A 22774-nucleotide genomic window follows, 5' to 3' on the forward strand; every position below is an offset into this window, starting at 1 on the left:
CCATTATTTTGGCTAGGATCACTTAACATCTCTTTAAACAATTAATTCAGAAGAAGCTTTTTAAGTTCTTTCTCTGTTTTATACAAATGCTCATGAAAATCAGACCATTCAGACATAGTTTCATAATCATAACTACCATCCTCTAAGACAGGTAATTCTATTTCTAAATCAGCCATAGTTTGTAGAGAGGCTCTAAAATCTCTATTTAACCCCATATCATTACCAGCCTGCTTTATCATTTGAGCTAGATATCTAGGTTCAATTCCCTCAACTAAAATTTCCACTTGCCCACAATGATCTGTAATTGAATAAACTTCTCCAGGAGCAACACCCACAGAATCGAAATCACTATCAATACTCCATAAAGCGCCACCATACAGTAAATTCCCTGCATTTGCTTCTTCTACAAATCCAAATGTTTTTCTGACATTAGCACTAAATAAAGGAATACCCGTTTGTTTTTGATAAATATCTTTTTTTAGTACTCGTTTCCCAATTCTAAGTTCAAAAATTTCCTCTTGACCTAATTTTACCTTTTTAAACTTTTTAACAGTTTTTGGTAATGGGTAACTCGCTTGTTCTTTTTGCCATTTAACAATAAGAGATTCTAAACTTTCCATTTTTCGGTCTAAGCTTTTTTTTGCTGTAACAGGATCTTCATCTTCTGTTAATAAACCTAGCTCCTGAGCTACTGATTTATCCCAATAATGACGAATATTTATCGACTTACTTTGATATAAATTGATAGACTGTGTAATAACAGCCCTACGCACGTTGGGATCTATAGGAGCGCCTACAGAATGCAACTTATATGCAGTTATTAAATCTTCTAGATCATTTTCAGCAATAGGTAATCTTCTAGCATCTCTACTTTCACCTATTTCACTTACAGCGAAGAGCAATACATTTTCTTTTTCTAACTTTTTCTTTAGTGCTTCAGGGGATAGCTGCACAGGTCTTTTCTTTAAATGTGCAACTACTACTCTCTTTGGCGTATTAAAGAACGTTCTTTCTGGTAATAAAGCTAGAAGATCTAATTCACAATTTTGATAAACCCAATCACGTAATACTTTATCAGTAGTTCTCATAAAAAACGTCTCAGGTAACAATACCCAAGCATCCCCATTTGGTTTCAATGCCTGCACTATAAATTGAACAAATAATCCTTCGACTCCACTATATTTACGAGCAAAATACTCTTTTCTCACAGGTGAATTATTTATCAACTTTCCAATATCAGCAGATCCTGAAACAACATAAGGCGGATTACTTATTATTAAATCATACTTATCTTTAGATAAATCATCTAAAGCACCCAAGGAGGTATCTGATCTACAGTTAAAGACTTCATTGAGCCACTTTGCAAATGCTGGTACACGACTTGGTTGATCAGCTAATAAATCACCACAATGCACTAAAGCATTTGCTTTCGCTAAAATAGCTGTTTTTGGAACAATTTCTAAAGCTTTCCACTTATGAATAGGCTCCATTTGATCATCTGATAAAACCCATTGTCCTTGTAAATCCCTTGCCATTTGCTCAAGAATAAAGCCACCCACGCCACTAGCTGGATCACAAATTTCTCTTCCATGTGAAAGGCGCCCCACTTGAGCCATATCATATATAGCGCCTACAATTTTCCTCGGAGTAAAAAATTGTCCAAAAGTTGTTGTTGTATCACTTTCCTGTAAAAAAGATTCATACAATTTAGTTTTAAACTCTGGATCTGTATTTTTTAAGGACCCAAATTTAATAAATTTCTTCAACAACTCATGAAAAATATAGTTATGATCTTTATTCGTAGGTTGAAAAACAATACCATTAATAATACTTAATCCATCTTCTCCCTCTGGGAAAAGGTGCTTTATATATGGACGTATATTTTTCATATAATATTGAAAACAATACTCTTTATCTAAGGATAAAAGATAATCAATCGAAACATCAGTTCCTATATGATCCCTCTGCATTAAATTCAGATCGTTCAAGAACTTATATACAAACAACTCTACAAATGTAGCTAAACAGTCCTCTGGTCTATCGGCCTTTAAACGCCAAATTGTTTGCCATACTGATTTAGCTAGAGCATGCGGATTTACATTTGTAGGGCTTTTCACTACTCCTGAATCAGGATCATAGTTATTCACTATATATGTAAACTCCGATACAAAAGTTTTATCATTAAAATCAATTTTTACTGGTAAAGCTTTATTATCATCTCTGGTAATTAATTTGACCTCATCAAATCCACCAGCAATCCAATAAGTTGTTGCACCATCTGTCAAATAACCAATTTTTGTATCCGTAGGATTAAGTTTTGACTCCAAAAGATCCTTTGATAGTTTTTTCCAGTTTCTATTTGTAATTCTTCCTGTCGACTTATCCTCGCCAATAGCTATTGTTCTCAAAAAAGGAGTTCGACTAATAATTATTGCATCACATTTTTGGGTGCGCCATTTTCCAAAATCCTTTTTTGATAAAATTCCATGCTCAGAAAACTGGTTTAACGTAGTTAACTGTGTTTGAAACAGCTCAAAATCACCAATTTTTTTCCCAATATTAAGAGGATAGCGATGTTGAAGTTCTTCGGAAGGCATACTAAATCAATATAAATCAAAATTTCCCCTTATAGTAGAACAATAAGAGAAAATCCTGAACAAAAAATAATTTTTATTTAATGTAAATTATCTATAAATTTCTTGAATGTATATTGACTCTGATAACAATTATTTTCTTAGGTGAATAACTGTGAGAAAAGAGCGACTACTTATGCAAAAAATAGCGTAGGAATAGCAGCCTATTGTGTCTGTTATTCAATGTGATTGCTTGAGACTTTTGACTAACCTTGCAACTATTCATACATCACATTATCTATTTGATCAGCCTTAATTTTTCCTACATCTAAGCATCTTGCTAGTGTCTAGTCTAGTGGTGTTCACTAGCAGCGCTGTTAGCTGCAGGAAAAAAAGATGATGTAGGAGTCAGGGGGAAAATTTGAGGCTTTTGTTGTTTGTTGAGCTTTTTTTTGTTTTCTTCCACTTTATGCATTTCGTAGGTGGTGTTTTGCTTTTTTACTATTCTTCAGTTGAGGGGAGATAAAGTCTCAAGACCCTCCTATGGCAAATGAATAGGTTTAGCATACGGTACTGTCTCATTCATCTTAGAAGTTCCTTACTCCAGCCAAGGTCCACTGCGGTACTCTCTGAAAAGTGTTAGTTTTCTGCAAGTTTCTGTTTACGGTCCATCAATGGTATACCCCAAAAGATATGGTCTTGTAATGGTCTATTGGTCAGTATGCTTGTTACTTTTCTTGTACTTAGCCATCATCATTTTGCAGGAGATTTTGTCCTCCATCCACCTCCTTCCTTAACTTTCAATACCTTAGCAAAAATATAACGGTCTAATTGATTTTATTGAATTTCCCATCAACTCTTAGACTCAACTCATTGTTTTTAATATAAAAAATATAGGCGTTTGTTCGTACTTGTAATCAGTAGGTCCACAGTTCGAATCCGTGTGCCGGCACCATCATTAAACCTCATGAATATTTGATTTATGGGGTTTTTTGTTGTCTGTAGGTTTTGGAATGCAAAATTTTATTTAAAAAATAAAAACTGCTATAGCAATATTATCTCTATAGCAGCTCGAAAATGGATAATAACTTAAGTTTAAAAAGGGTTAGGTATTGAATTTAACTTAATTTATTTTACATACTGCCAAACATCAGGGTCCTGATATGACTCATCAATATGGAAACCTTCTTTTTTGGCTTTAATTTCAGCTTTCCTTCTTTCTTTTTGATCTACTAATACCATTTCATCGAAAGCACTTTTTAACTCAGGTCCTGTTAATTTATACCCATTTTCAATTGAGTTTTTCGTTACGTATCTAATTGTTTGTATTGCAAATCTTAGCATATATTGTTTTTTATTATTTTCTGATTTTGTTTTATCTATACTTAACTCTATTAATACACCATTAGCATATAATCGAGTAGTAACAGTTGGGATGTTATTAAAAAAATCACTCCACTCTGTAAGTGTTAAATAATTATAAGGATCTATAATAAGACCATCCTCAATCATAACCTTCATGTTATCTTTTTTTGAAATTCGGGATAACTCTGGGAAAAAATACTGCTTCCATCCGGCTTTTTCTAGCTGACTAAATAGCTCCTTATACGCCATATAAGCCTGTTCTTGACTAACAAACTCTTCCTTATTTAACCCTGCAGTTACATCAATAATCTGGATACCTTCATTTTGCTGTGCATAGTCAATCCGCGTTCCCATTGCCGAAAATGCATTCTTAATAACAAAACTATTTTCACCTAAATCTATTTTTATATTTGCTAAACGCGGAGGTTCCCACGTAAGGTCAAAAAAAGACATCCCCGCTGGTTGCTGGTCTACACCTTTTTGCATATAAGATTTAAACTTTTTTTCACCCTCTACACCAAAATTCAATGAGTAAAGTTCAGGTTGAGAAAATACTTTTTTATTGTTTCTCTCAGCATTACATCCTTGTAAATTTAAAAGAATAAAAAATAAAAAGAAATAACTAACTATTTTTTTCATCAACTAGAAAATCCAGAGGTTAGTTTTATAGATTTAAATTCAGCAATCTGATTATTTTACATACTGCCAAACATCAGGGTCCTGATATGACTCATCAATATGGAAACCTTCTTTTTTGGCTTTAATTTCAGCTTTCCTTCTTTCTTTTTGATCTACTAATACCATTTCATCGAAAGCTCTTTTTAAGTCGATCCCTGTTAACTTATATCCATTTTCAATTAAATTTTTTGTTACGTATCTAATTGATTGAATCGAAAACCTTAACATAAACTGTTCATTCTTTTCAGCCTTTAACTCTTTTTTACTAGTTTTCTCTAAATTTAGTTCAGTTAAAACACCATTTCTATATAAATTAAAATAGAGTGAGGTAGAAGATTTAAAATACTCTCTCCATTCGGCTTGAGTTAATAGATTAAAGGGATCTATTACAGTATTATTATTTTTAATTCTCTTTAAATTATCTGTTTTATCAAAACGAGCATCTGAAGGATAGAAATATTGTTGCCACCCTGCTTTTTGTAGCTCACCCAATAACCCCTTATAAGCCATATAAGCCTGCTCTTCACTAACAAACTCTTCTTTATTTAATCCTGCTGTTATATCAATAATTTGGATACCTTCGTTTTGCTGTGCGTAGTCAATCCGTGTTCCCATTGCTGAAAATACATTCTTGATAATAAAACTATTTTCAGCTAAATCTATTTTTATATTTGCTAAATGCGGAGGTTCCCAAGTGAGGTCAAAAAAAGACATTCCTGCTGGTTGTTGGTCTACATCTGTTTGCATATACGATTTGAACTTTTTTTCACCCTCTACACCAAAATTCAATGTGTAAAGTTCAGGTTGAGAAAATACTTTTTTATTGTTTCTCTCAGCATTACATCCTTGTAAATTTAAAAGAATAAAAAATAAAAAGAAATAAATAAATATTTTTTTCATCAACTAGAAAATCCAGAGGTTAGTTTTATAGATTTAAATTCAGCAATCTGATTATTTTACATACTGCCAAACATCAGGGTCCTGATATGATTCATCAATATGGAAACCTTCTTTTTTAGCTTGATTTTCAACCTTAGCTCTTTGTTTTTCATTGTATTTCATTCTTTCATTAAAGGCAGTTTTTAGTTCCTGACCTGACAATTTATAACCATCCTTAATTGAATTTTTAGTATTATAACGAATCGTTTCCATAGAATATCTAAGCATATATTGTTTTTTATCGTTTTCTGACTTTGTTTTATCTATACTCATTTCTAAAAATATACCGTGATTATATAAGCGCACTGCTACTGTTGGTTTCTTATTAAAAAAATCAGTCCACTCTGTAAGTGTTAAAAAATTATACGGGTCTATAATAAGGCCATCTTCAATCATAGACTTAATATTATCTTGTTTCGCAATTCGAGAAGTATTTGGATAAAAATACTGTTCCCACCCTGCTTTTTGTAGCTGACCAAATAGCTCTTTATAGGCCATATAAGCCTGTTCTTGACTAACAAACTCTTCCTTATTTAAACCCGCAGTCACATCAATAATTTGGATACCTTCATTTTGCTGTGTATAGTCAATTCGCGTACCCATTGCTGAAAAAGCATTCTTGATAACAAAACTATTTTCACCTAAATCTATTTTTATATTTGCTAAATGCGGGGGTTCCCACGTCAGGTCGAAAAAAGACATTCCCGCAGGTTGTTGGTCTACACCTGTTTGCATATACGATTTGAACTTTTTTTCACCCTCTATACCAAAATTCAATATATAAAGTTCAGGTTGAGCAGACATTTTTTGTTCCTTTTGCTGGGCATGACAAGCCTGTAAATTTAAAAAAATAAAAATTAGGAATATATAACTAACCACCCTTTCCATCATTTGACTCTTTTCCTATTTTAATAAATAACTTATCGAATTGACTTAGACCGTCATCCCATTTACTGGTATTCCAACCAGCTATTGTACGTAACTCTTTTTCTAAAAAAGGCCGTCCAACATCATTCAACATTAAACGATGATATTTTTGAGCTGCTAAATTAATCCAGCGCATACGGCTATCTTGGTTCTCAACTTGAGTACCACTTGGTGGTGTGCTAATTGGGGACTCAGGTAACGACTTGACCTTTTTCCCAAATTCAGTTTCATATGAATAAACATTGCCACGAACAGCGTGTATTTTTTTTATTGTTCCATTATATTCACTTGAGAGAATCAGTTCAGCCTTTGGGATTCCAGCCTTACGTTGAACATCTGCACCATTTTTTACAATAGGATCATTCCATACGATTTTTTGTAAAATATTGATTTGTTCTTGATTTGCAATTTGTAATAAATGATATAATAAGTGTTTAGCAGCTAGGCTAAACTTGTCTTGCCTTAAAGCATTTGCAGCAAAAATTTTTTCTATTGTTGGTAAAGTCTGTTCAAATGCATTATGAATTTCTGTTGTTGCTTTAAGATTATTAATTGTTGTTAAACAACTAGACCAAGGGAAATTATATAAAGAGCTTTTAACTTTTTTATAAGTGGTAGTATTCCTGTTATTTACACAAATTTTAAAATCCGTAGAGGACTTGGCCCAAACAAAATGCCAAACACTAATATCCATATAGAGCCATAAATTACCTTTTGCAAAAGTATGAATACCTGACACTCCAAAACTATCTAAATTATAATGATCAGAACTAATCGATTTAATTAAAGCATCTGCATTTGACCCAGTCTTAGAAACAATATGATCAAATACAGCAGCAACTGTTTTTGATGCAAAAGCACCTAGGCCCATCCAATAGAAACGCCCACTATAGGTCGCTGCAGTAACAGATTGATTCGGTGTAAAAGGAAACATCTCTAAATAAATACGAGCGTAGATCGATGCAATTCGTCTAGCACGCGCTTCATAACCAGGTTCTATACGGTAATTTTGATTATCTTTTTTATTAGATAATAGGGTCATTGCCATCTGTTGGTAATATTCCCATATCGTAGTACAGTCACAATTTACTGATTTACAACTATTTTCAATATTATTTGTTGTACTAGACCAATCAAGAGAACCAGCCATTTTAAAATTTATCCTTTTAAATGATGAATAAGAAATAGTTATTTCACAGGGTCATTTTCGTCAGGTTCAAAATTCAACCAATTTAAATCAACATCAAGTTGTTCAACCTCATTAGTATTTATCCTTTTAGTTTTCCCTTTCATATCAGTTTCTGCTATAAAACTTTGATTATTAGATTGAATGTTATAACTCACATTAGTTAAAGGCTTGCCAGAAGGGAGGAATAAATTAAACTTTTCATCATACTTTTCATAAGCAGGCAAACCTTGCAGATTTACTCCAACTTCTGCACCACCTTTAAAGATATGCTGTCCCGCTTTTACTTCGAACTTAGCAGGTGTAATAACCGTAATACCACTCTTATTAATAATGATTTGTGAACCACCAGCCATGATTTACCTATTATTTTATGCAAACTAATCTATAATTAAGTTAATATTTTAAACTGTTTAACTTATTTATACATGACTTTTATTGTTGCTATTCAATTAAACGATAGTATTATTGTTGCATCAGATAATAAAAAAGTTAGCCAACAAAAAGATGGAATAATTAAATTTTCACCTGAAAAAATCTTGAAAATGCATTCATGGCAAAATGGTATAATTACTGGATCTGGTGAATATCAAGTTATAAGCCGGGCTGTTAAAATTTTTAAAAATCTGCCCACTCCTTCAATAGAAGATCTGCCCCATTGCTTACTTATTTCTAGAATTATTAGAGAGTCAGAAATTGGAAATGGTCTCTATCAAGTAGAGAATAGTAAACTGCTATGTTCAAGCTCTAATGATAAGGGAGCACAACTCTATAAAATTGAAAAATTTTCGTCCCAACAAGATTATTTTTCTACTCCATTAGAACCTAATGAAATTATTATTTGGCTTGTCCATCCCAACATTGATGTGATCGTAAGTAATCTACAATCATTATATGCAGGACTTAAAGACTATTCAGCTTTTTCAAATAAAGCTGACTGGATGAATTACTATATTAAACAACTATCACTGATTTTCAGAAAGCAAAGTCAACATGACAAATTAATGAGTAAGAGTTTTGATATTTTTTTTCATAACAAAGATGATTATATATTTGGACATATATCTAATACTCACAATACCGCTTTAGAGTTTCAAATATACTCATCGATGAATAAGTATGTTGGTAAACAGTAGAAAATCTTAAATATTAATAATTTAGAAATGAAAAAAGCCCAACATCCTGTTGGGCTTTTTTCGTATTTCTTTACTAGGCATACATCCTGTAATACCTCACGTCCTGGTGCTTAAACTTATTATTGTTGTTTTACGTTTTGGAACTTCCTGTTCCTGATGAGTTCATCATAGGCAATTCTTGAAGTCATAGAAAGGCGCCAATTTCCCGAATGTATGTACGAAAAAGCGTACAATAGCTTTTCTTCATTCCACACATGGCTAATGGAGCCTATTCATCGTTCTCATCATAAGATTAGGATCAGATATATCGAAAACTTGTTTTACTGCCCCATTTGGGCGTTGGAGTATTGCTTGTTGATAGGTATAGATTTTTCCCTTTGCATCGATTGCATTTACTTTTTCAGGAGGAATGAACAGCCATGCTTCCTGTTTGGTTAAAGGACGAACTAATAAATTAAACTCTGTGCCTTTAGGGTATTTAATATTGCCTATTCTTAAATCTTCTTCCAATATTGCATTTTCAATACCTATTAATTTCTTATCTCGATCTAGATAAATATAAGCCCAACTCATCGAAATATTTTTATACTTTATAGAAGCATCTTTAATTATCCAAAAATCCTTTGAAACGAAACCATCTGGATATTTCTGGTCTTTTGAACGTTCTATATTTGCTTTTGGCTCTATTTCCAGATGATTTAATTGGACCCGCTGTGCAAGTGAACAGTATTCAAGACCATTAATTTTCGCATTTCTGTCTAGGTAAACCTTTATATAGACAGAAATTTCACATGACCACCCTTCAACCAGATCTTTACCCTCACCCTCTAAAGTTATAGACCTATCGTTGAATAACTCAATATCAATTCCTCTCGCAATTTTAATAGAATTGACGTGAAAGTTTCCAAATTGAATAGGTTGAGGAAAAGTGGCTCTTCTAAATGAATCAAGCTGATTAGGTTGATATAGCTCAAGTTGAGTACCTTTAGGCATAGGTATTCCTAAAACTTTTTCGTCTTTTACAAGAACTTTATTTAAAGCCTCGCCGTTCTTTTTAATTTTATTATCAATAATAATTGAAAGAATACCTAAACCGATATTTAGCAATAAACATAAAAAGCTCAATAAAAAAATGAGCCGAATTAATATATTTCCATTCCTAATCACAGAGCGTAATTTAGCACTAAAAATCATGCCCACTGCAAATAGAAAAAAAACAAGACTCCCTAAGGAAGCAATTAAGAAAATCCAGAGATAGTTAAAAGAAAAAGGAATCATATTTTTTGGCTATTTTTCTTACCTTTCTTTATTCTTCTCTATCATTTTTTCAAAGTGTTTAAGATTTGGATTCAGCATGTCCCAAGCATAGGTCTGACTCACAAAAACCTCCGCTTTAGGATGATAGAGACTTGGGTCATCCAAAGTGCCTGCGCGTATTGAAATCATTTCAGGAACAAGTTCAGGTAAGCCAAAAAGTTGAGAACCACAAGTCGGGCAAAAGGCTCTTTTAATGGGACGGCCAGAAGAACCTAATGTCTCAAAATATTTAAGTTCGCCACTTATTTTCAATTCAGATTGATGAAAAAAAGCGATTGGTGCATAGGCCGAACCTGTTGCCTTTTGGCAATCTCGACAATGGCAATTAAAACTATAACGTGGCTCTGCATCGCTTTGATAGCTCACAGCTCCACATAAACATGATCCTTGATATTTAACTGACATGGCTCACCCTATTTTTTTATTGCTGTTATTTGAATATAACGTACATATCCATTTTGATAGAGTTGTTGGCATAACTTTGCAGTCATTTGGATTTTAAAATTTGCCAACCCTCGGTTATGGCTTTGTGCTTGTTGATTTTGAATATACTGTGAAAAACCTAATAATACCTGTTCTGACAAATCTTCGATTTTAATATCTGTAAAACCTTGTTGTTCCAAGGTAGTTTTCAGTATGCCTTCGGTTGGCACAGCATCCCAACTTACATCGGCTGCTTTAAGTAAATAACGGTACTTTTGTTCTTGAAAGGCTGTCATGTTTTGGCATGAATCGGCACGCATTAAGTAGTGAAACCCTAATCGTCCTTTTGAATTTAAAACTGGCGTAACCGAATCTAGAAATGAATTTAAATGACTGTGATAAGCCGCATCGATACAGAGCACCACATCGAAGCGTTGTTTAAATTCAAATTGTTTTAAATTTAAAAATGAACCGCAGAAAATCTGGCTTACTTCAGGAATAAATTTTTGAATTTTATTAACACATGAGGCTTGTAGTTCAACTGCACTAAGGCTTTTAGGATGATAGTGCTGTAACCAGTGCAATAAACTTGCACCCTGCCCACAACCTAAATCTAGTAAGTGATCTTTTGAATTTAAATTGACAGCTTGTGCCAAATGATCAGCCAATTGGCGACAAGCTTCACGGTAGGTTCGGGTATTTTTCCAAAAACCCAAGTTTGTCCAAGCAAGCTCTTCACTATCCCCCAAACTTGATGCATCAATTGCATATTTATGAGGGATAAATCGAGAAAGAGCTGCTCGAACTTTTGCTTTCACAATTTTAGTAACCGAGTTCAGGGGCAACTTCGACCTTAGGCTTTAATCCCACGAATGGTAAAGGTGCACCCAAGATTTCAGCAATATGCATTGCAGAAGTCACTGCTGACTCTAAAATTGGCAAACCATCACATGACCATGAACCACAGTAGAATACTTTACGGTTTGGTTCTAAGTGACGTTGTTGTAGCTCTTTGTTTAAAGCAATAGTTTGCGAGTCTACAACTGCACGCGTTAAGGTCACTTTTGAAATGACTTTTTTAGGGTCAATATCAACTACTGGACGCCAAGTTTGGAATACAGGATTTTTACCTACCAGTGATGGCTCAACGGCATTCATCCAAACTGTAAACTGCTGACGAGTAAACTTACGGTCCATCATATAGCTCAGCACTGACCAGTCTTTACGGCGTGGTGGCATTACTGTTGCATCTGTATGAATAACCAAGTCGCCTTGTTCAAAGCGGAACTGTTTAAGCAGATTCATATCTTCTGCAAACTGTTCAGGGTTTAAGAACTCTTCAAGTTTAGATGTTGGTGTGGCCACAATAACGCGGTCAAATGTACCTTGGTCACCTTTTTCATTTTCGACCAGTACTTTTTCACCTTGTAGCTCAACTTTTTTAATTGCCGAACCGCTATGGATATCAATGCCTTTAATTAAGCTATCTACAAATGCAGGTGTACCGCCTTTCATACGCAACAACATGTCACCATCAGTTAAATGACGCAAAAACTCAAGAAGGTTTTTCGCAGGCCAATCACCAATTGTTTTTGGGTTACATGTACAAATCGTATAAAGCACCGGCATAACTACACCATGCCAGAATACTTCTTCAATATCGTTCTGATTAATAAATTCAGCGAGAGTAATATCTTGATTTTTAGATTTAAAGAACTGGTGAATCGCAGTTTTTAATTGCAGCATCCCTTTTACCAGACGCCAGCCATATTGCTGGATACCTTTACGGTTATTGATAATTGGGAAATTACCAATACGGCTACGAGATGTGGTTAACCATGTTTCAGTACGATCTTCAAATAACCAGCTACAAGACATATAGGTACGAACCGGAAAAGTTTTAATGCCTAAATGTGCAGCAAGGCTGAGTGTATTTTTCCATAGATGCGGGTTCATAACACGCAATGGTGCATCAATAATCCCACCATCGAACTCAATGCTATGACTGTCCATTCCCCGGCCAGGAAGTGCTTCAAATATCGTGATTGTATGTCCTGCATCTTTCAGAATTCTTGCTGCTGCAAGTCCTGCCATTCCACTGCCAATAATTGCGATATCCAAAATGATGTCCCATTTTTCGAGAATTTTTTTGATTATCACTCATACCCTAAAAAAACACCGTATTAAAAACTACCAGATTTTTATTTTTTGCATCAATTTATATAGAAAAATTTTAAAAGATAAGCCCAAAAGTTTTTCATAAAATTTTACAAAAGAGGATGACTGTATAAAAATCTATATTTTTTAAAAATTTAAAAAAATTCTTTTAAATAAAATAAGATAATTTAACTGTATTTATATCATTCGTTTTACAAGTATCATTTTTTGCGGTATCATGGTGGCATAATAATGAGAACTAAATCACACAAAACAATGCCGACACAATAATGATATCCATCATAAAAACAGAAACTTTACAGCGAAAAAGCCCGCTATTCACACTTGATAGCGGGCTTTTTATTACTTTGCTTTTAAAGATCATTAAGCACAGCTTAGCAATTTATCCTTCTTGCATGATTGAACCGAATTTTCCACGATTAAAATCGTTAATCGCTTCCATAATCTCGGCTTTGGTATTCATGACAAATGGACCATAACCTTCGATTGGCTCATTCAGTGGTTGGCCAGTCAACACCAAGAATTTAGTGTCTTCTTCAGCATTTAAGCTAAACTCAACGCCCTCTCGAGATAAAATCGCAACGGTTTTGCCTTCAAGACGGTTTGTATCATTAACCACAACCGCACCTTCTAACACAACAACAAGGGTAGTATGCCCTTCAGGTACATACAGGGTATGTTTTTGGCCTTTTACCAATTTACCGTCCCATACATTTAATGGACTAAATGTAGTTGCTGCACCTTTTGCATCTGCATATTCACCTGCGATCACACGCAAATAACTACCGTGCTCGTCTAGTGCAATGTCCGGAATATCTTTAGCTTCAATGGCTTGATATTTTCCAGGGGTCATTTTTGAATGCGAAGGTAAATTTACCCACAATTGCACCATTTCAAAAAGACCGCCATGCTCTGCAAATTCAGGAGAATGGAACTCTTCATGTAACACCCCTGCACCCGCAGTCATCCATTGCACGTCACCGGTTTTAATGGTTCCGCCGCCACCACTTGAGTCTTTATGAGTCACTTCACCTTGATAGGCAATAGTCACAGTTTCGAAGCCACGGTGAGGATGTGAACCTACACCTTGTTGTTCGGTGGTTGGTGAGAAGTTATAAGGCGCTGCATAATCCAGTAACAAAAATGGGCTTAGGGTTTGGCCTAAACGGTCATAAGAGAACAGGTTATATACAGGGAAACCATCACCAACCCAATGCATGTGGTTATTTTGATATGCACCAAGAAATTTCTTCATCTGATCTCTCCTATATATGTAGGATTTTCTTGAACTGAGATTGATTTTACGCCTCAATAATTGCAGTTTATAGATCAGGATTAGCAACACATTATTGCATTTATGGGACAATCATAAATTTTGATGTTTTGTTTAAGAGATCGTCCTATTTTTAAAATTCTTAATCCTATTTTTTAGACTTAATTACGACAACAAACTCATCTAGCATGATTTTAGGCACTGATGACCTACCCAATAATTTTTGATTATTCAATTTGATAACATGAGGACATAAAAAATGGCTCAAGATTATGTACGCTTAGACAAGGATAATGCTGCGGTTCTTTTAGTTGACCATCAAGCAGGTTTACTTTCTTTAGTTCGAGATATCGATCCAGATAAATTTAAAAACAACGTACTTGCTGTTGCAAATGCAGCAAAATACTTCAATCTTCCAACAATTTTAACAACCAGTTTTGAAACTGGCCCAAACGGTCCTTTAGTTCCTGAGTTAAAAGAAATTCACCCAGATGCACCTTTTATTCCACGTCCAGGCCAAATCAATGCGTGGGACAATGAAGATTTCGTAAAAGCGGTTAAAGCAACTGGTAAAAAACAACTGATTATTGCAGGTGTTGTAACTGAAGTTTGTGTAGCATTCCCTGCACTATCTGCTTTGGCAGAAGGCTTTGAAGTATTCGTAATTACTGATGCTTCTGATACTTTCAACGAATTAACACGTGATGCAGCTTGGGACCGTATGTCTAAAGCAGGTGCTCAACTGATGACTTGGTTCGGTATGGCGTGTGAATTACACCGTGACTGGCGTAATGATATTGAAGGTTTGGGCACATTGTTCTCAAATCATATCCCTGACTACCGTAACCTGATTTCAAGTTACAATCACAACACTAGCCAAAAATAAGTTCTACTGCCAAGATTAGAATGCTTAAGCATTCTAATCTTGAATTTAAATGGGTTGAACGGACATTGATAAGCTCTTTTGATGATTTTTATTATTTCTATTTGGTCGTGAAACACGGCGGCTTTAGTGCGGCCAGTGAGGCCGAAAATATTAGTAAATCCAAGCTCAGCCGACGCATTATTGACCTTGAAAATAAATTTAATGTCAGCCTGATTCAAAGAACAACCCGCCATTTTAAAGTGACCGATTTAGGTCAAGAATTTTATGAGGAATGCTGCAAAGTCATTGCTCAAGTTGAATGTGCAGAAAACGTGTTATTAAAGCAAAAAAGTGAGCCTCAAGGTTTGGTAAAAGTAAGCTGCCCGCCTTTAATGATGCATTTTCAAATTAGAAAAATTTTAAATCAGTTTTTAAAAACCTACCCTAAAGTTGAAATATCTCTTGAGCTAACCAGCCGTCGAGTAGATATCTTGCATGATGACATCGACCTTGCGATTCGAACCAATTTTGAACCGAATGAAGATTCAAATTTGATTGTTCGTGATGTGATTAAAACCGATCATTGTCTGGTGGCTTCGCCTGAATTACTGCAAGGTCGTACCATTAAGCATTATTCCGAATTACAGGACTTTCCAAGTATTAGCTTAGGCACACAAAAGCAAAATTATATTTGGCATTTATGCAATATACGTAATGGTGAATCGGTTGATGTGCCTTATCAACCACGAATTAAAAGTAATGACTTGGCTGGCGTTTACTATGCTGTAATGGATGGTTTAGGTATTGCAGATCTTCCTTTTTTAACCGTTGAATCGGAAATTCGTAAAGGAACACTGGTCCATATACTTCCTGACTGGAAGTCGAATATTGGCATGCTACAACTGGTTTATGTGTCCCGAAAAGGACAACGTCTGGTAGTCGAAAAACTCATTGAAACCCTCATTGATGAGCTTCGTCGTTTACCCGAAAGCCATGAAGGATATTTGCCGACTTAAATAAAAAAACCGGTCATGAATGGGCATGACCGGTTTTTTGTGAAACATCACATGCAGTATAACTGCATGTTTTCGTTCAGAACAAAGCGAACTCGCTTTATCCCTTACTCAGATAAGTCTACGCAGAGGTATTTCATTTCGACATATTCTTCGATGCCGAATTTTGAACCTTCACGACCTAGACCTGACTGTTTTACGCCGCCAAACGGAGCAACTTCGTTTGAAATCGCGCCCGTGTTAATGCCGACCATACCGTACTCAAGTGCCTCACCTACTCGCCATTGACGAGCTGTGCTTTGAGTAAACAAATAAGCAGCTAAACCGAACTCGGTATCGTTCGCCATTGTCACTGCTTCATCTTCAGTTTTAAAGCGGAACAATGGGGCAAGTGGACCAAAAGTTTCTTCTTTAGATACTTTCATGTCTTGCGTTACGCCAGTTAACACAGTTGGTTCAAAGAATGTACCGCCAAGTGCCGAGCGTTGACCACCAATACGAACTGTTGCGCCTTTCTCAGTAGCATCTGCAATATGAGACTGCACTTTAGCAATCGCATCTTCATCAATTAAAGGTCCTTGAGTTGAACCTTCTTGACGGCCATCGCCAACTTTAAGCTTAGACACAGCTTCAACCAAACGCTCTGCCAATGCATCGTAAATGCCATCTTGAACATAAATACGGTTAGCGCAGACACAGGTTTGACCGCTGTTACGATATTTACTTGCCATGATGCCCTGAACCGCTTGTTCAAGGTTGGCATCATCAAATACCAGCACAGGTGCGTTACCACCCAGTTCAAGCGAAAGCTTTTTAATGGTTGGCGCACATTGTTGCATCAAGATACGGCCAACTTGCGTTGAACCAGTAAAGCTTAACTTACGAACAAGATCGCTTTCGCATAGGGTTTTACCGACTTCAACTGCATCACCACTAATGTTAATTAAAACATCTGCTGGTAAGCCTGCCTGTAACGCCAATACTTCAAGCGCATAGGCGGTTAACGGCGTTTGCTCTGCCGGTTTAACCAACATTGAACAACCTGCAGCAATGGCTGGACCTGCTTTACGCGTAATCATGGCAGCCGGAAAGTTCCACGGCGTAATTGCAGCTGTAACACCAATCGCTTGTTTAATCACGAGCAAACGTTGGTTTGGCAACGTAGGTGTTAAGACTTCACCATCAATACGACGCGCTTGCTCGGCAAACCAGCGAATGAATGATGCCGCATAACCAATTTCACCACGTGCTTCTGCTAATGGTTTACCTTGCTCAGCAGTTAAGATTTGAGCCAGATTTTCTTTGTGCTCAAGCATGAGGTTGTACCATGCCAATAGCACATCAGCACGCGCCAAGGCAGTTTGCTTTTTCCAAGCAGCCTGCGCTTTTGCTGAACGGTTAATTGCGGCTTCAACCCCTGCACGGTCATAGGTTTTCACCCATGCCAAAGTTTCACCCGTAGCAGCATCATTCACCTCGATATAGTCATTTGATGCAGGTGCTTCTAATGAAATATCAGGATGTTTTAATAAATACTGCAAATTATTTTGAATCATGCAGATTGCTCCATTGCTTTTGCACTACCTGCTTTTAGTGTCGCAAAACCTTGTTTCAAGATATCAAGACCTTGACGGAATTGCTCAGCAGGAATGGTTAATGGATATAAGAAACGAATTACATTACCGTATTTACCACAAGTAAGAAGTAACAACCCGTTTTCCATTGCATAGTTTTGTACAACTTTTGCTTGTTCAGCAGTTTCAAGTTCTACTGCAACCATTGAACCTAAAGCACGAATATCAGTTATGACATCGCCAGTTGTTTGCTGAATATCTTTAAGCGTAGCAACTAATTCAGCGCCTAATTCATTTGCACGGTCGCATAGGTTTTCTTCTTCAATCGCGTCAATCACGGCATGCGCAGCTGCAACTGCAATCGGGCTACCTGCATAAGTACCGCCTAGACCACCCGGGTTTGGTGCATCCATGACTTCTGCACGGCCCACAACACCCGAAATAGGGAAACCGCCGCCCAAGCTTTTCGCCATCGTGATGAGGTCTGCTTTAGTTTCGTAATGGTTCATCGCAAATAACTTACCAGTACGTGCAAAACCAGATTGAACTTCATCAGCGACAAGTAAAATACCGTGCTTATCACAAATTGCGCGTAAACGTTTTAAGAACTCGGCTGGCACCACATTGAAACCGCCTTCACCTTGTACTGGCTCAAGTACAATTGCTGCTACGTCATGTGGCGCAATATCTTCACTGAAAATATCTTCAACGCTTTCAATTGCCGCATCTACTGAAATACCTTTTGCGGGTACTGGGTAACGTGCGTGGAACACACCCGCTGGCATTACACCGAAATCACGTTTGTAAGGCGCAGTTTTACCTGTCATTGCCATGGTCATAAATGAACGGCCGTGGAAACCGTTACCAAACGTGATAATACCGTGACGACCTGTGTAACAACGAGCAATCTTCACTGCATTTTCAACTGCTTCTGCACCTGTTGTGAAAAAAGCTGCCTTCGCAGGACCAGCAATTGGCGCGCGTTCATTAATACGTTCAGCTAAAGCCACATAGCTTTCATATGGCGTAACTTGATAAGCAGTGTGAGTAAATTTAGTAAGTTGTTCAGTCACCGCTGCAATGACTTTAGGGTGGCGATGGCCTGTATTTAAAACTGCAATACCACCAGCGAAATCGATAAATTGGTTGCCTTCCTTGTCCCAAATCGTGGCATTTTCAGCTTTTTCCGCATACCACTGACACATCACGCCTACACCACGTGGAGTTGCTTGCTGTTTACGTGCGTTAAGTGCAGAATGTTGAGTATCCATTTGATTCCCTCATATTTTCATCATCAGTTGCAGCTTTGGTTTTTGCATCCTGTGCTTAATTTTCAGGGTGCTTTACAACGACTGCCTATGCATGTAATTTCGCTCGTCTGATGGCAACTGACGAGAGCCACTTTTTAACTGTAGGAGAGAGCCAATTGCGTAGTTTACTTGGAGATCATTTGCTGCAACGACTCCAACAGGACACTGAAGGGAAACTACATCAACGCCTTTTCCGTTGCCTGCGTGGTGCCATTATTGATGGAGTGATCCAGCCTAAGACTCGTCTACCTGCATCACGCGATTTAGCCAGTGAAATTCATGTTTCGAGAAATACGGTACTGAGTGCCTACGAACAACTACAGGCCGAAGGCTATTTAGAAGCACGGACAGGACATGGCACATGGGTTGCCGAAAAGTTGCCAGAGAGTTTTTTAAATACACAAAACAAGAAAAAAGTAGTTTCTAGCCCAAATGTTCAAAGTTCCTATGCCCTCTCACAACGTGGCTCAAATTTATTAGGCTATGCCGCAGCCTCGCCACATCAATGGGGAGCCTTTGTTCCGGGAGCACCCGATGTTACCGAGTTTCCACATCATATTTTTAGTCGCATTCAAGCACGCTTAAGCCGCGAACCGGACATTAACCGCCTGATTTATAGCAACGCAGGTGGATGCATAGAGCTTCGAAGTGCATTGGCAGATTACTTACGTGTTGCGCGTTCAGTCCAGTGCGATGCGGACCAGATTATTATTACCGAAGGCATTCACCAAGCTATTGATTTAGTCTCACGTGCACTGAGTGATATGGGAGATAAAGTCTGGATTGAAGATCCCGCTTATTGGGGAATGCGTAATACGTTACGGATTAATGGCCTCGATATTCAGCCCATGCCTGTCGATGCTGAAGGCATTATTCCTGAAGAAAATCCGGCAGTACCGCCTAAACTCATTTTTGTCACACCATCACATCAATATCCGCTTGGCTCACATTTAAGCCTTGATCGTCGCAGACAATTGATTCAAATCGCACGTCAGCACAATAGCTGGATTGTAGAAGATGACTATGACAGTGAGTTCCGTTTCTCGGGCCAGCCTTATCCATCTTTGCAAGGCTTAGAAAATAACGCACCTGTTTTATATATGGGCACGTTTAGTAAAACTATTTATCCATCCTTAAGAATTGGCTATTTGGTCGTCCCTAAGCCGCTATTTTCACCGCTACGTATTGTTGCGGCCGAGCTTTATCGTGGTGGGCACTTGCTTGAGCAAAAAGCCCTCGCTGAATTTATACGTGAAGGCCATTATGAAGCGCATATTCGCCGTATGCGCCTGCTCTATGGTAAACGCCGCGATTACTTGGTGAGCTTAATTCAACGCTATCTTGGCCCCGAATTTATTCATGAATATGACGAAGCGGCAGGATTACATCTAGTTTTAAAACTACCGAACTCTTGCGATGATGTCGCGATTGCAGCCACAGCGCTTGAACGTGGTGTCAAGGTTCGTCCACTTTCACAGTATTACATGCAGTCGCATGCACATGCAGAGCGTGGTTTACTGATGGGCTTTGCCTGTGTAAATGAAAAAGATATGGTGATGGCTTTTGGTGTCTTGCTCCAGTGCTTACGTGAAGCAGGTGTACCCACACTGAATTGATCTTTTTATCTAAGCAAAATAAAAAAGAGCCTCACTGTGAGGCTCTTTTGATTTAAAAATTTAAACTAACTTTTCTTCATGGCTATGAGTTAAATGGGTTGCGCGACGGTCTTTACCCCAACCCAATTTTTCAGACAATAATCCGAAGAACACAATAATGCCGAACAATGCTGTGGTGTAAATCACTTCTTTAAAATAAGTACCTTCAATTAACATGGTAAGAATTGCACCAATAATTGCAAAGATCACTACATAGGTCAGGTAAGGGAACATCCACATTTTAAAGTCAATCTTCACGCCTTCAGCTTCTAATTTTTTACGCATACGAAGCTGAGAATAAGCAATGGTTAGGTACACATATAGTGTTGCTGCACCTGTTGTTAGCATGAAGAAGTCATAAACATTCATACTCTCTGTTGCAGTTAAAATTACCGCAATTACAGAGAAGAAGCATGACACAATCACACCCACCCAAGGACTGCTTTTACTGTTTACAGAACCAAAACTTTTTGGTGCATCACCACGTTTAGACAACGAGAATAACATCCGTGAACACGTGTAAAGCGCTGAGTTAAAGCAACTACATACCGATGTTAAAACTACAAAATTTACGATATGGCGCGCGCCCGGAATACCAAGTGCAGACAAAGTCACGCTATAGGTTCCCCAAGTTGAATCTTTCAAAAGTTCATTGTTGTGAGGAATAAGACATACCGCAACGAACATTGAACCAACGTAGAATAAAATAATACGCCAAACCACCGAGTTTGATGCCTTACGAATTTCTTTAGATGGATTTGCAGACTCTGCCGCTGCTACAGTAACAATTTCAGCGCCAATATAGGCGAACATCACCCCAAGCAAGGCGGTAATCACTGATGAACCACCATTTGGCATAAAGCCTTGAGAGGTTAAGTTACTTATACCAGATGCAGCTGGATTGCCCCAAGGCCACAAATGCATGATGGCTAAACTACCAATCACAAGGAAAACAACAATCGCGATAACTTTGATGAGCGCAAACCAGAACTCGAATTCACCATAGTTTTTGACGTTTTGTAAATTGACAACAACCAGTGCGACAATGACGACGGTCATATAAACCCAGATCGGAATAAACGGGAACCAGTTATTTAAAATTTTTCCTGCTACATAAGCTTCCCAGCCCATGAGCATCGCCAGCGTACACCAGTACAACCAACCAATTGAAAACCCTGCCCAACGGCCAATCGCACGGTCTGCATAAGTTGAAAAAGAGCCACTGTCGGGATTTAAAACGGCCATCTCGCCTAACATACGCATGATGAACCAAACTAGGAGGCCACCTAAAGCATAAGTTAGAAAAACTACTGGGCCGGTGTTGTAGATAATACTGCCTGAGCCAACAAAGAGAGAGCCACCAATAACCCCTGCAATCGAGATCATGGTTAAGTGGCGTGATTTAAGTCCATGTTTTAAACTTTGGGAGTGATTGGCTTCAGAACCATTTTGATGAGCTGCCATATCATTTTCCTTAATATATGGAGGATATCGGCTAGTCTCGGAAATCCTCCGAAGCCAAAAAATATCCCCTAAAAATTTAGCCGTTCTGCCCAATTCCTAAAACAGAAAATTCACTGAGCTTATCCGGCGCTTCCGTATGCATACTTCCAATGGCTTTAATTTGTCGTTTCGGCACTCAAGAAACGAGAGCCATTTTTGTAATAAAAGAGAGAGCCAATTGCAAAATTTATACGCAAAATTGGCCCTTTTTATAGAAGATGCTGGTAAATGGCTTTTTGTTTTTATTTTAATCAGATTGAATTTCTTTAGTTTTGCTCAGAAATTAATAACGCCTTTGTGCCTGTTTCCAAGGCTCTAAATATATGTTTTTGATCGGCTGGATAACAAATATAGTCTCCAACACCCAGCTCAACCGCTTCATCAATTAAACCCACTAAAGCTCGCCCTTCAACCACAATAATATGTTCTACAGAACCAACTGGATGTGGTTCTGAAAGTCGATCTTCGCCCGGTTCAACAATCAATAAATACACATCTCGGCGCGCATGGGGTGGACAGGTCGCCAACAAAATTGCTTTGTAATTGGCAATCTCCGAACTCACCGTTGGCCCATCGCCACAGCGAATGACTTGCACTTGATTGCTCGGTTCTTCCATCAAACGCGCAAATGGAATATTGAGTGCAACACAAAGTGCCCACAAGGTTTCAATACTTGGATTACCTTGCCCTGCCTCTAATTGAGAAAGTGTAGATTTGGCAACACCTGCACGGCGCGCAACCTCTGCCAATGAAAGCCCTGCTCTTTGGCGTTCACGCGTTAAACCTTTGGCAATAATTTCGATTGGCTGAGACATTCATTCTATCCGTTCTATAAAAAAAACGATCGTTCGTTTTGACA

General features: G+C 37.4%; 19 protein-coding genes. 4 read left to right on the forward strand and 15 right to left on the reverse strand.

Translation table 11 applies throughout. The annotated features are described in order from the left end of the window. Window positions 1–41: 41 nt before the first annotated feature. From RFX69_RS05185 to RFX69_RS05210, 6 genes are all read right to left on the reverse strand, one after another. Window positions 42–2597, reverse strand: coding sequence for an N-6 DNA methylase (locus tag RFX69_RS05185; protein ID WP_005066918.1), 2556 nt, complete (start codon window positions 2595–2597; stop codon window positions 42–44). A gap of 1104 nt (window positions 2598–3701) precedes the next feature. Continuing rightward, a complete protein-coding gene (locus tag RFX69_RS05190) occupies window positions 3702–4577 on the reverse strand; it encodes a hypothetical protein (RefSeq protein ID WP_271055983.1) in 876 nt (291 codons plus the stop codon). A gap of 51 nt (window positions 4578–4628) precedes the next feature. Then, complete coding sequence (locus RFX69_RS05195) at window positions 4629–5516, reverse strand: hypothetical protein (protein ID WP_252360338.1); 888 nt, start codon at window positions 5514–5516, stop codon at window positions 4629–4631. Between the two features lie 51 nt (window positions 5517–5567). Continuing rightward, window positions 5568–6359: a hypothetical protein gene (locus RFX69_RS05200; RefSeq protein ID WP_252360339.1), complete on the reverse strand. Its 792-nt coding sequence runs from the start codon at window positions 6357–6359 to the stop codon at window positions 5568–5570. A 67-nt stretch (window positions 6360–6426) separates the two neighbouring features. After that, window positions 6427–7632 (reverse strand): DUF2515 family protein, encoded by a 1206-nt coding sequence (locus tag RFX69_RS05205; RefSeq protein ID WP_103891232.1) that lies wholly within the window; start codon window positions 7630–7632, stop codon window positions 6427–6429. A 38-nt stretch (window positions 7633–7670) separates the two neighbouring features. Continuing rightward, complete coding sequence (locus RFX69_RS05210; protein ID WP_125267757.1) at window positions 7671–8024, reverse strand: hypothetical protein; 354 nt, start codon at window positions 8022–8024, stop codon at window positions 7671–7673. Window positions 8025–8096: 72 nt separating this feature from the next. On the opposite strand from RFX69_RS05210, the gene RFX69_RS05215 reads away from it, so the two are divergent. Then, entirely contained in the window at window positions 8097–8804 is a 708-nt protein-coding gene (locus RFX69_RS05215; protein ID WP_125267758.1) for a hypothetical protein, read from the forward strand. A 258-nt stretch (window positions 8805–9062) separates the two neighbouring features. Here the strand turns inward: RFX69_RS05215 and RFX69_RS05220 are convergent, their stop codons facing one another. The 5 genes from RFX69_RS05220 to RFX69_RS05240 form a co-directional block, all read right to left on the reverse strand. Further along, window positions 9063–10082, reverse strand: coding sequence for a hypothetical protein (locus tag RFX69_RS05220; protein WP_289332982.1), 1020 nt, complete (start codon window positions 10080–10082; stop codon window positions 9063–9065). A gap of 18 nt (window positions 10083–10100) precedes the next feature. Continuing rightward, window positions 10101–10526 carry a GFA family protein gene (locus RFX69_RS05225; RefSeq protein ID WP_000114352.1) on the reverse strand — a complete coding sequence of 142 codons (426 nt, stop codon included), beginning with the start codon at window positions 10524–10526 and terminating at the stop codon, window positions 10101–10103. Between the two features lie 8 nt (window positions 10527–10534). Next, window positions 10535–11362 (reverse strand): cyclopropane-fatty-acyl-phospholipid synthase family protein, encoded by an 828-nt coding sequence (locus tag RFX69_RS05230; protein ID WP_289332981.1) that lies wholly within the window; start codon window positions 11360–11362, stop codon window positions 10535–10537. A 4-nt stretch (window positions 11363–11366) separates the two neighbouring features. Further along, on the reverse strand, window positions 11367–12665 hold the full coding sequence (locus RFX69_RS05235; protein ID WP_000350212.1) for an NAD(P)/FAD-dependent oxidoreductase: 1299 nt from the start codon (window positions 12663–12665) through the stop codon (window positions 11367–11369). Between the two features lie 439 nt (window positions 12666–13104). Then, the gene (locus tag RFX69_RS05240) at window positions 13105–13977 is read right to left on the reverse strand and encodes a pirin family protein (RefSeq protein ID WP_289332980.1); all 873 of its coding nucleotides are present in this window, start codon (window positions 13975–13977) and stop codon (window positions 13105–13107) included. Between the two features lie 277 nt (window positions 13978–14254). Here RFX69_RS05240 and ycaC point away from each other — a divergent pair, with 277 nt between their 5' ends. Continuing rightward, on the forward strand, window positions 14255–14881 hold the full coding sequence (gene ycaC, locus RFX69_RS05245; RefSeq protein ID WP_309168779.1) for an isochorismate family cysteine hydrolase YcaC: 627 nt from the start codon (window positions 14255–14257) through the stop codon (window positions 14879–14881). A 20-nt stretch (window positions 14882–14901) separates the two neighbouring features. Then, window positions 14902–15876: a LysR substrate-binding domain-containing protein gene (locus RFX69_RS05250; protein ID WP_000912182.1), complete on the forward strand. Its 975-nt coding sequence runs from the start codon at window positions 14902–14904 to the stop codon at window positions 15874–15876. A gap of 104 nt (window positions 15877–15980) precedes the next feature. On the opposite strand, the gene RFX69_RS05255 is transcribed toward RFX69_RS05250, so the two are convergent. Then, the gene (locus RFX69_RS05255; RefSeq protein WP_289332979.1) at window positions 15981–17429 is read right to left on the reverse strand and encodes an NAD-dependent succinate-semialdehyde dehydrogenase; all 1449 of its coding nucleotides are present in this window, start codon (window positions 17427–17429) and stop codon (window positions 15981–15983) included. After that, on the reverse strand, window positions 17426–18718 hold the full coding sequence (gabT, locus tag RFX69_RS05260; protein ID WP_150204912.1) for a 4-aminobutyrate--2-oxoglutarate transaminase: 1293 nt from the start codon (window positions 18716–18718) through the stop codon (window positions 17426–17428). Before gabT ends, RFX69_RS05255 begins: the two co-directional genes overlap by 4 nt. A 155-nt stretch (window positions 18719–18873) precedes the next feature. On the opposite strand from gabT, the gene RFX69_RS05265 reads away from it, so the two are divergent. Further along, the gene (locus RFX69_RS05265; protein WP_001257166.1) at window positions 18874–20373 is read left to right on the forward strand and encodes a PLP-dependent aminotransferase family protein; all 1500 of its coding nucleotides are present in this window, start codon (window positions 18874–18876) and stop codon (window positions 20371–20373) included. 60 nt (window positions 20374–20433) lie between these two features. Here the strand turns inward: RFX69_RS05265 and RFX69_RS05270 are convergent, their stop codons facing one another. Both RFX69_RS05270 and RFX69_RS05275 read right to left on the reverse strand, forming a co-directional pair. Continuing rightward, complete coding sequence (locus RFX69_RS05270; RefSeq protein WP_000718864.1) at window positions 20434–21876, reverse strand: amino acid permease; 1443 nt, start codon at window positions 21874–21876, stop codon at window positions 20434–20436. A gap of 305 nt (window positions 21877–22181) precedes the next feature. Next, window positions 22182–22730, reverse strand: a complete 549-nt coding sequence (locus RFX69_RS05275; RefSeq protein WP_000081859.1) for a helix-turn-helix domain-containing protein — start codon at window positions 22728–22730, stop codon at window positions 22182–22184. Window positions 22731–22774 lie beyond the last annotated feature (44 nt).

Source organism: Acinetobacter sp. 148 (assembly GCF_031196675.1).
Lineage (GTDB): Bacteria > Pseudomonadota > Gammaproteobacteria > Pseudomonadales > Moraxellaceae > Acinetobacter > Acinetobacter baumannii.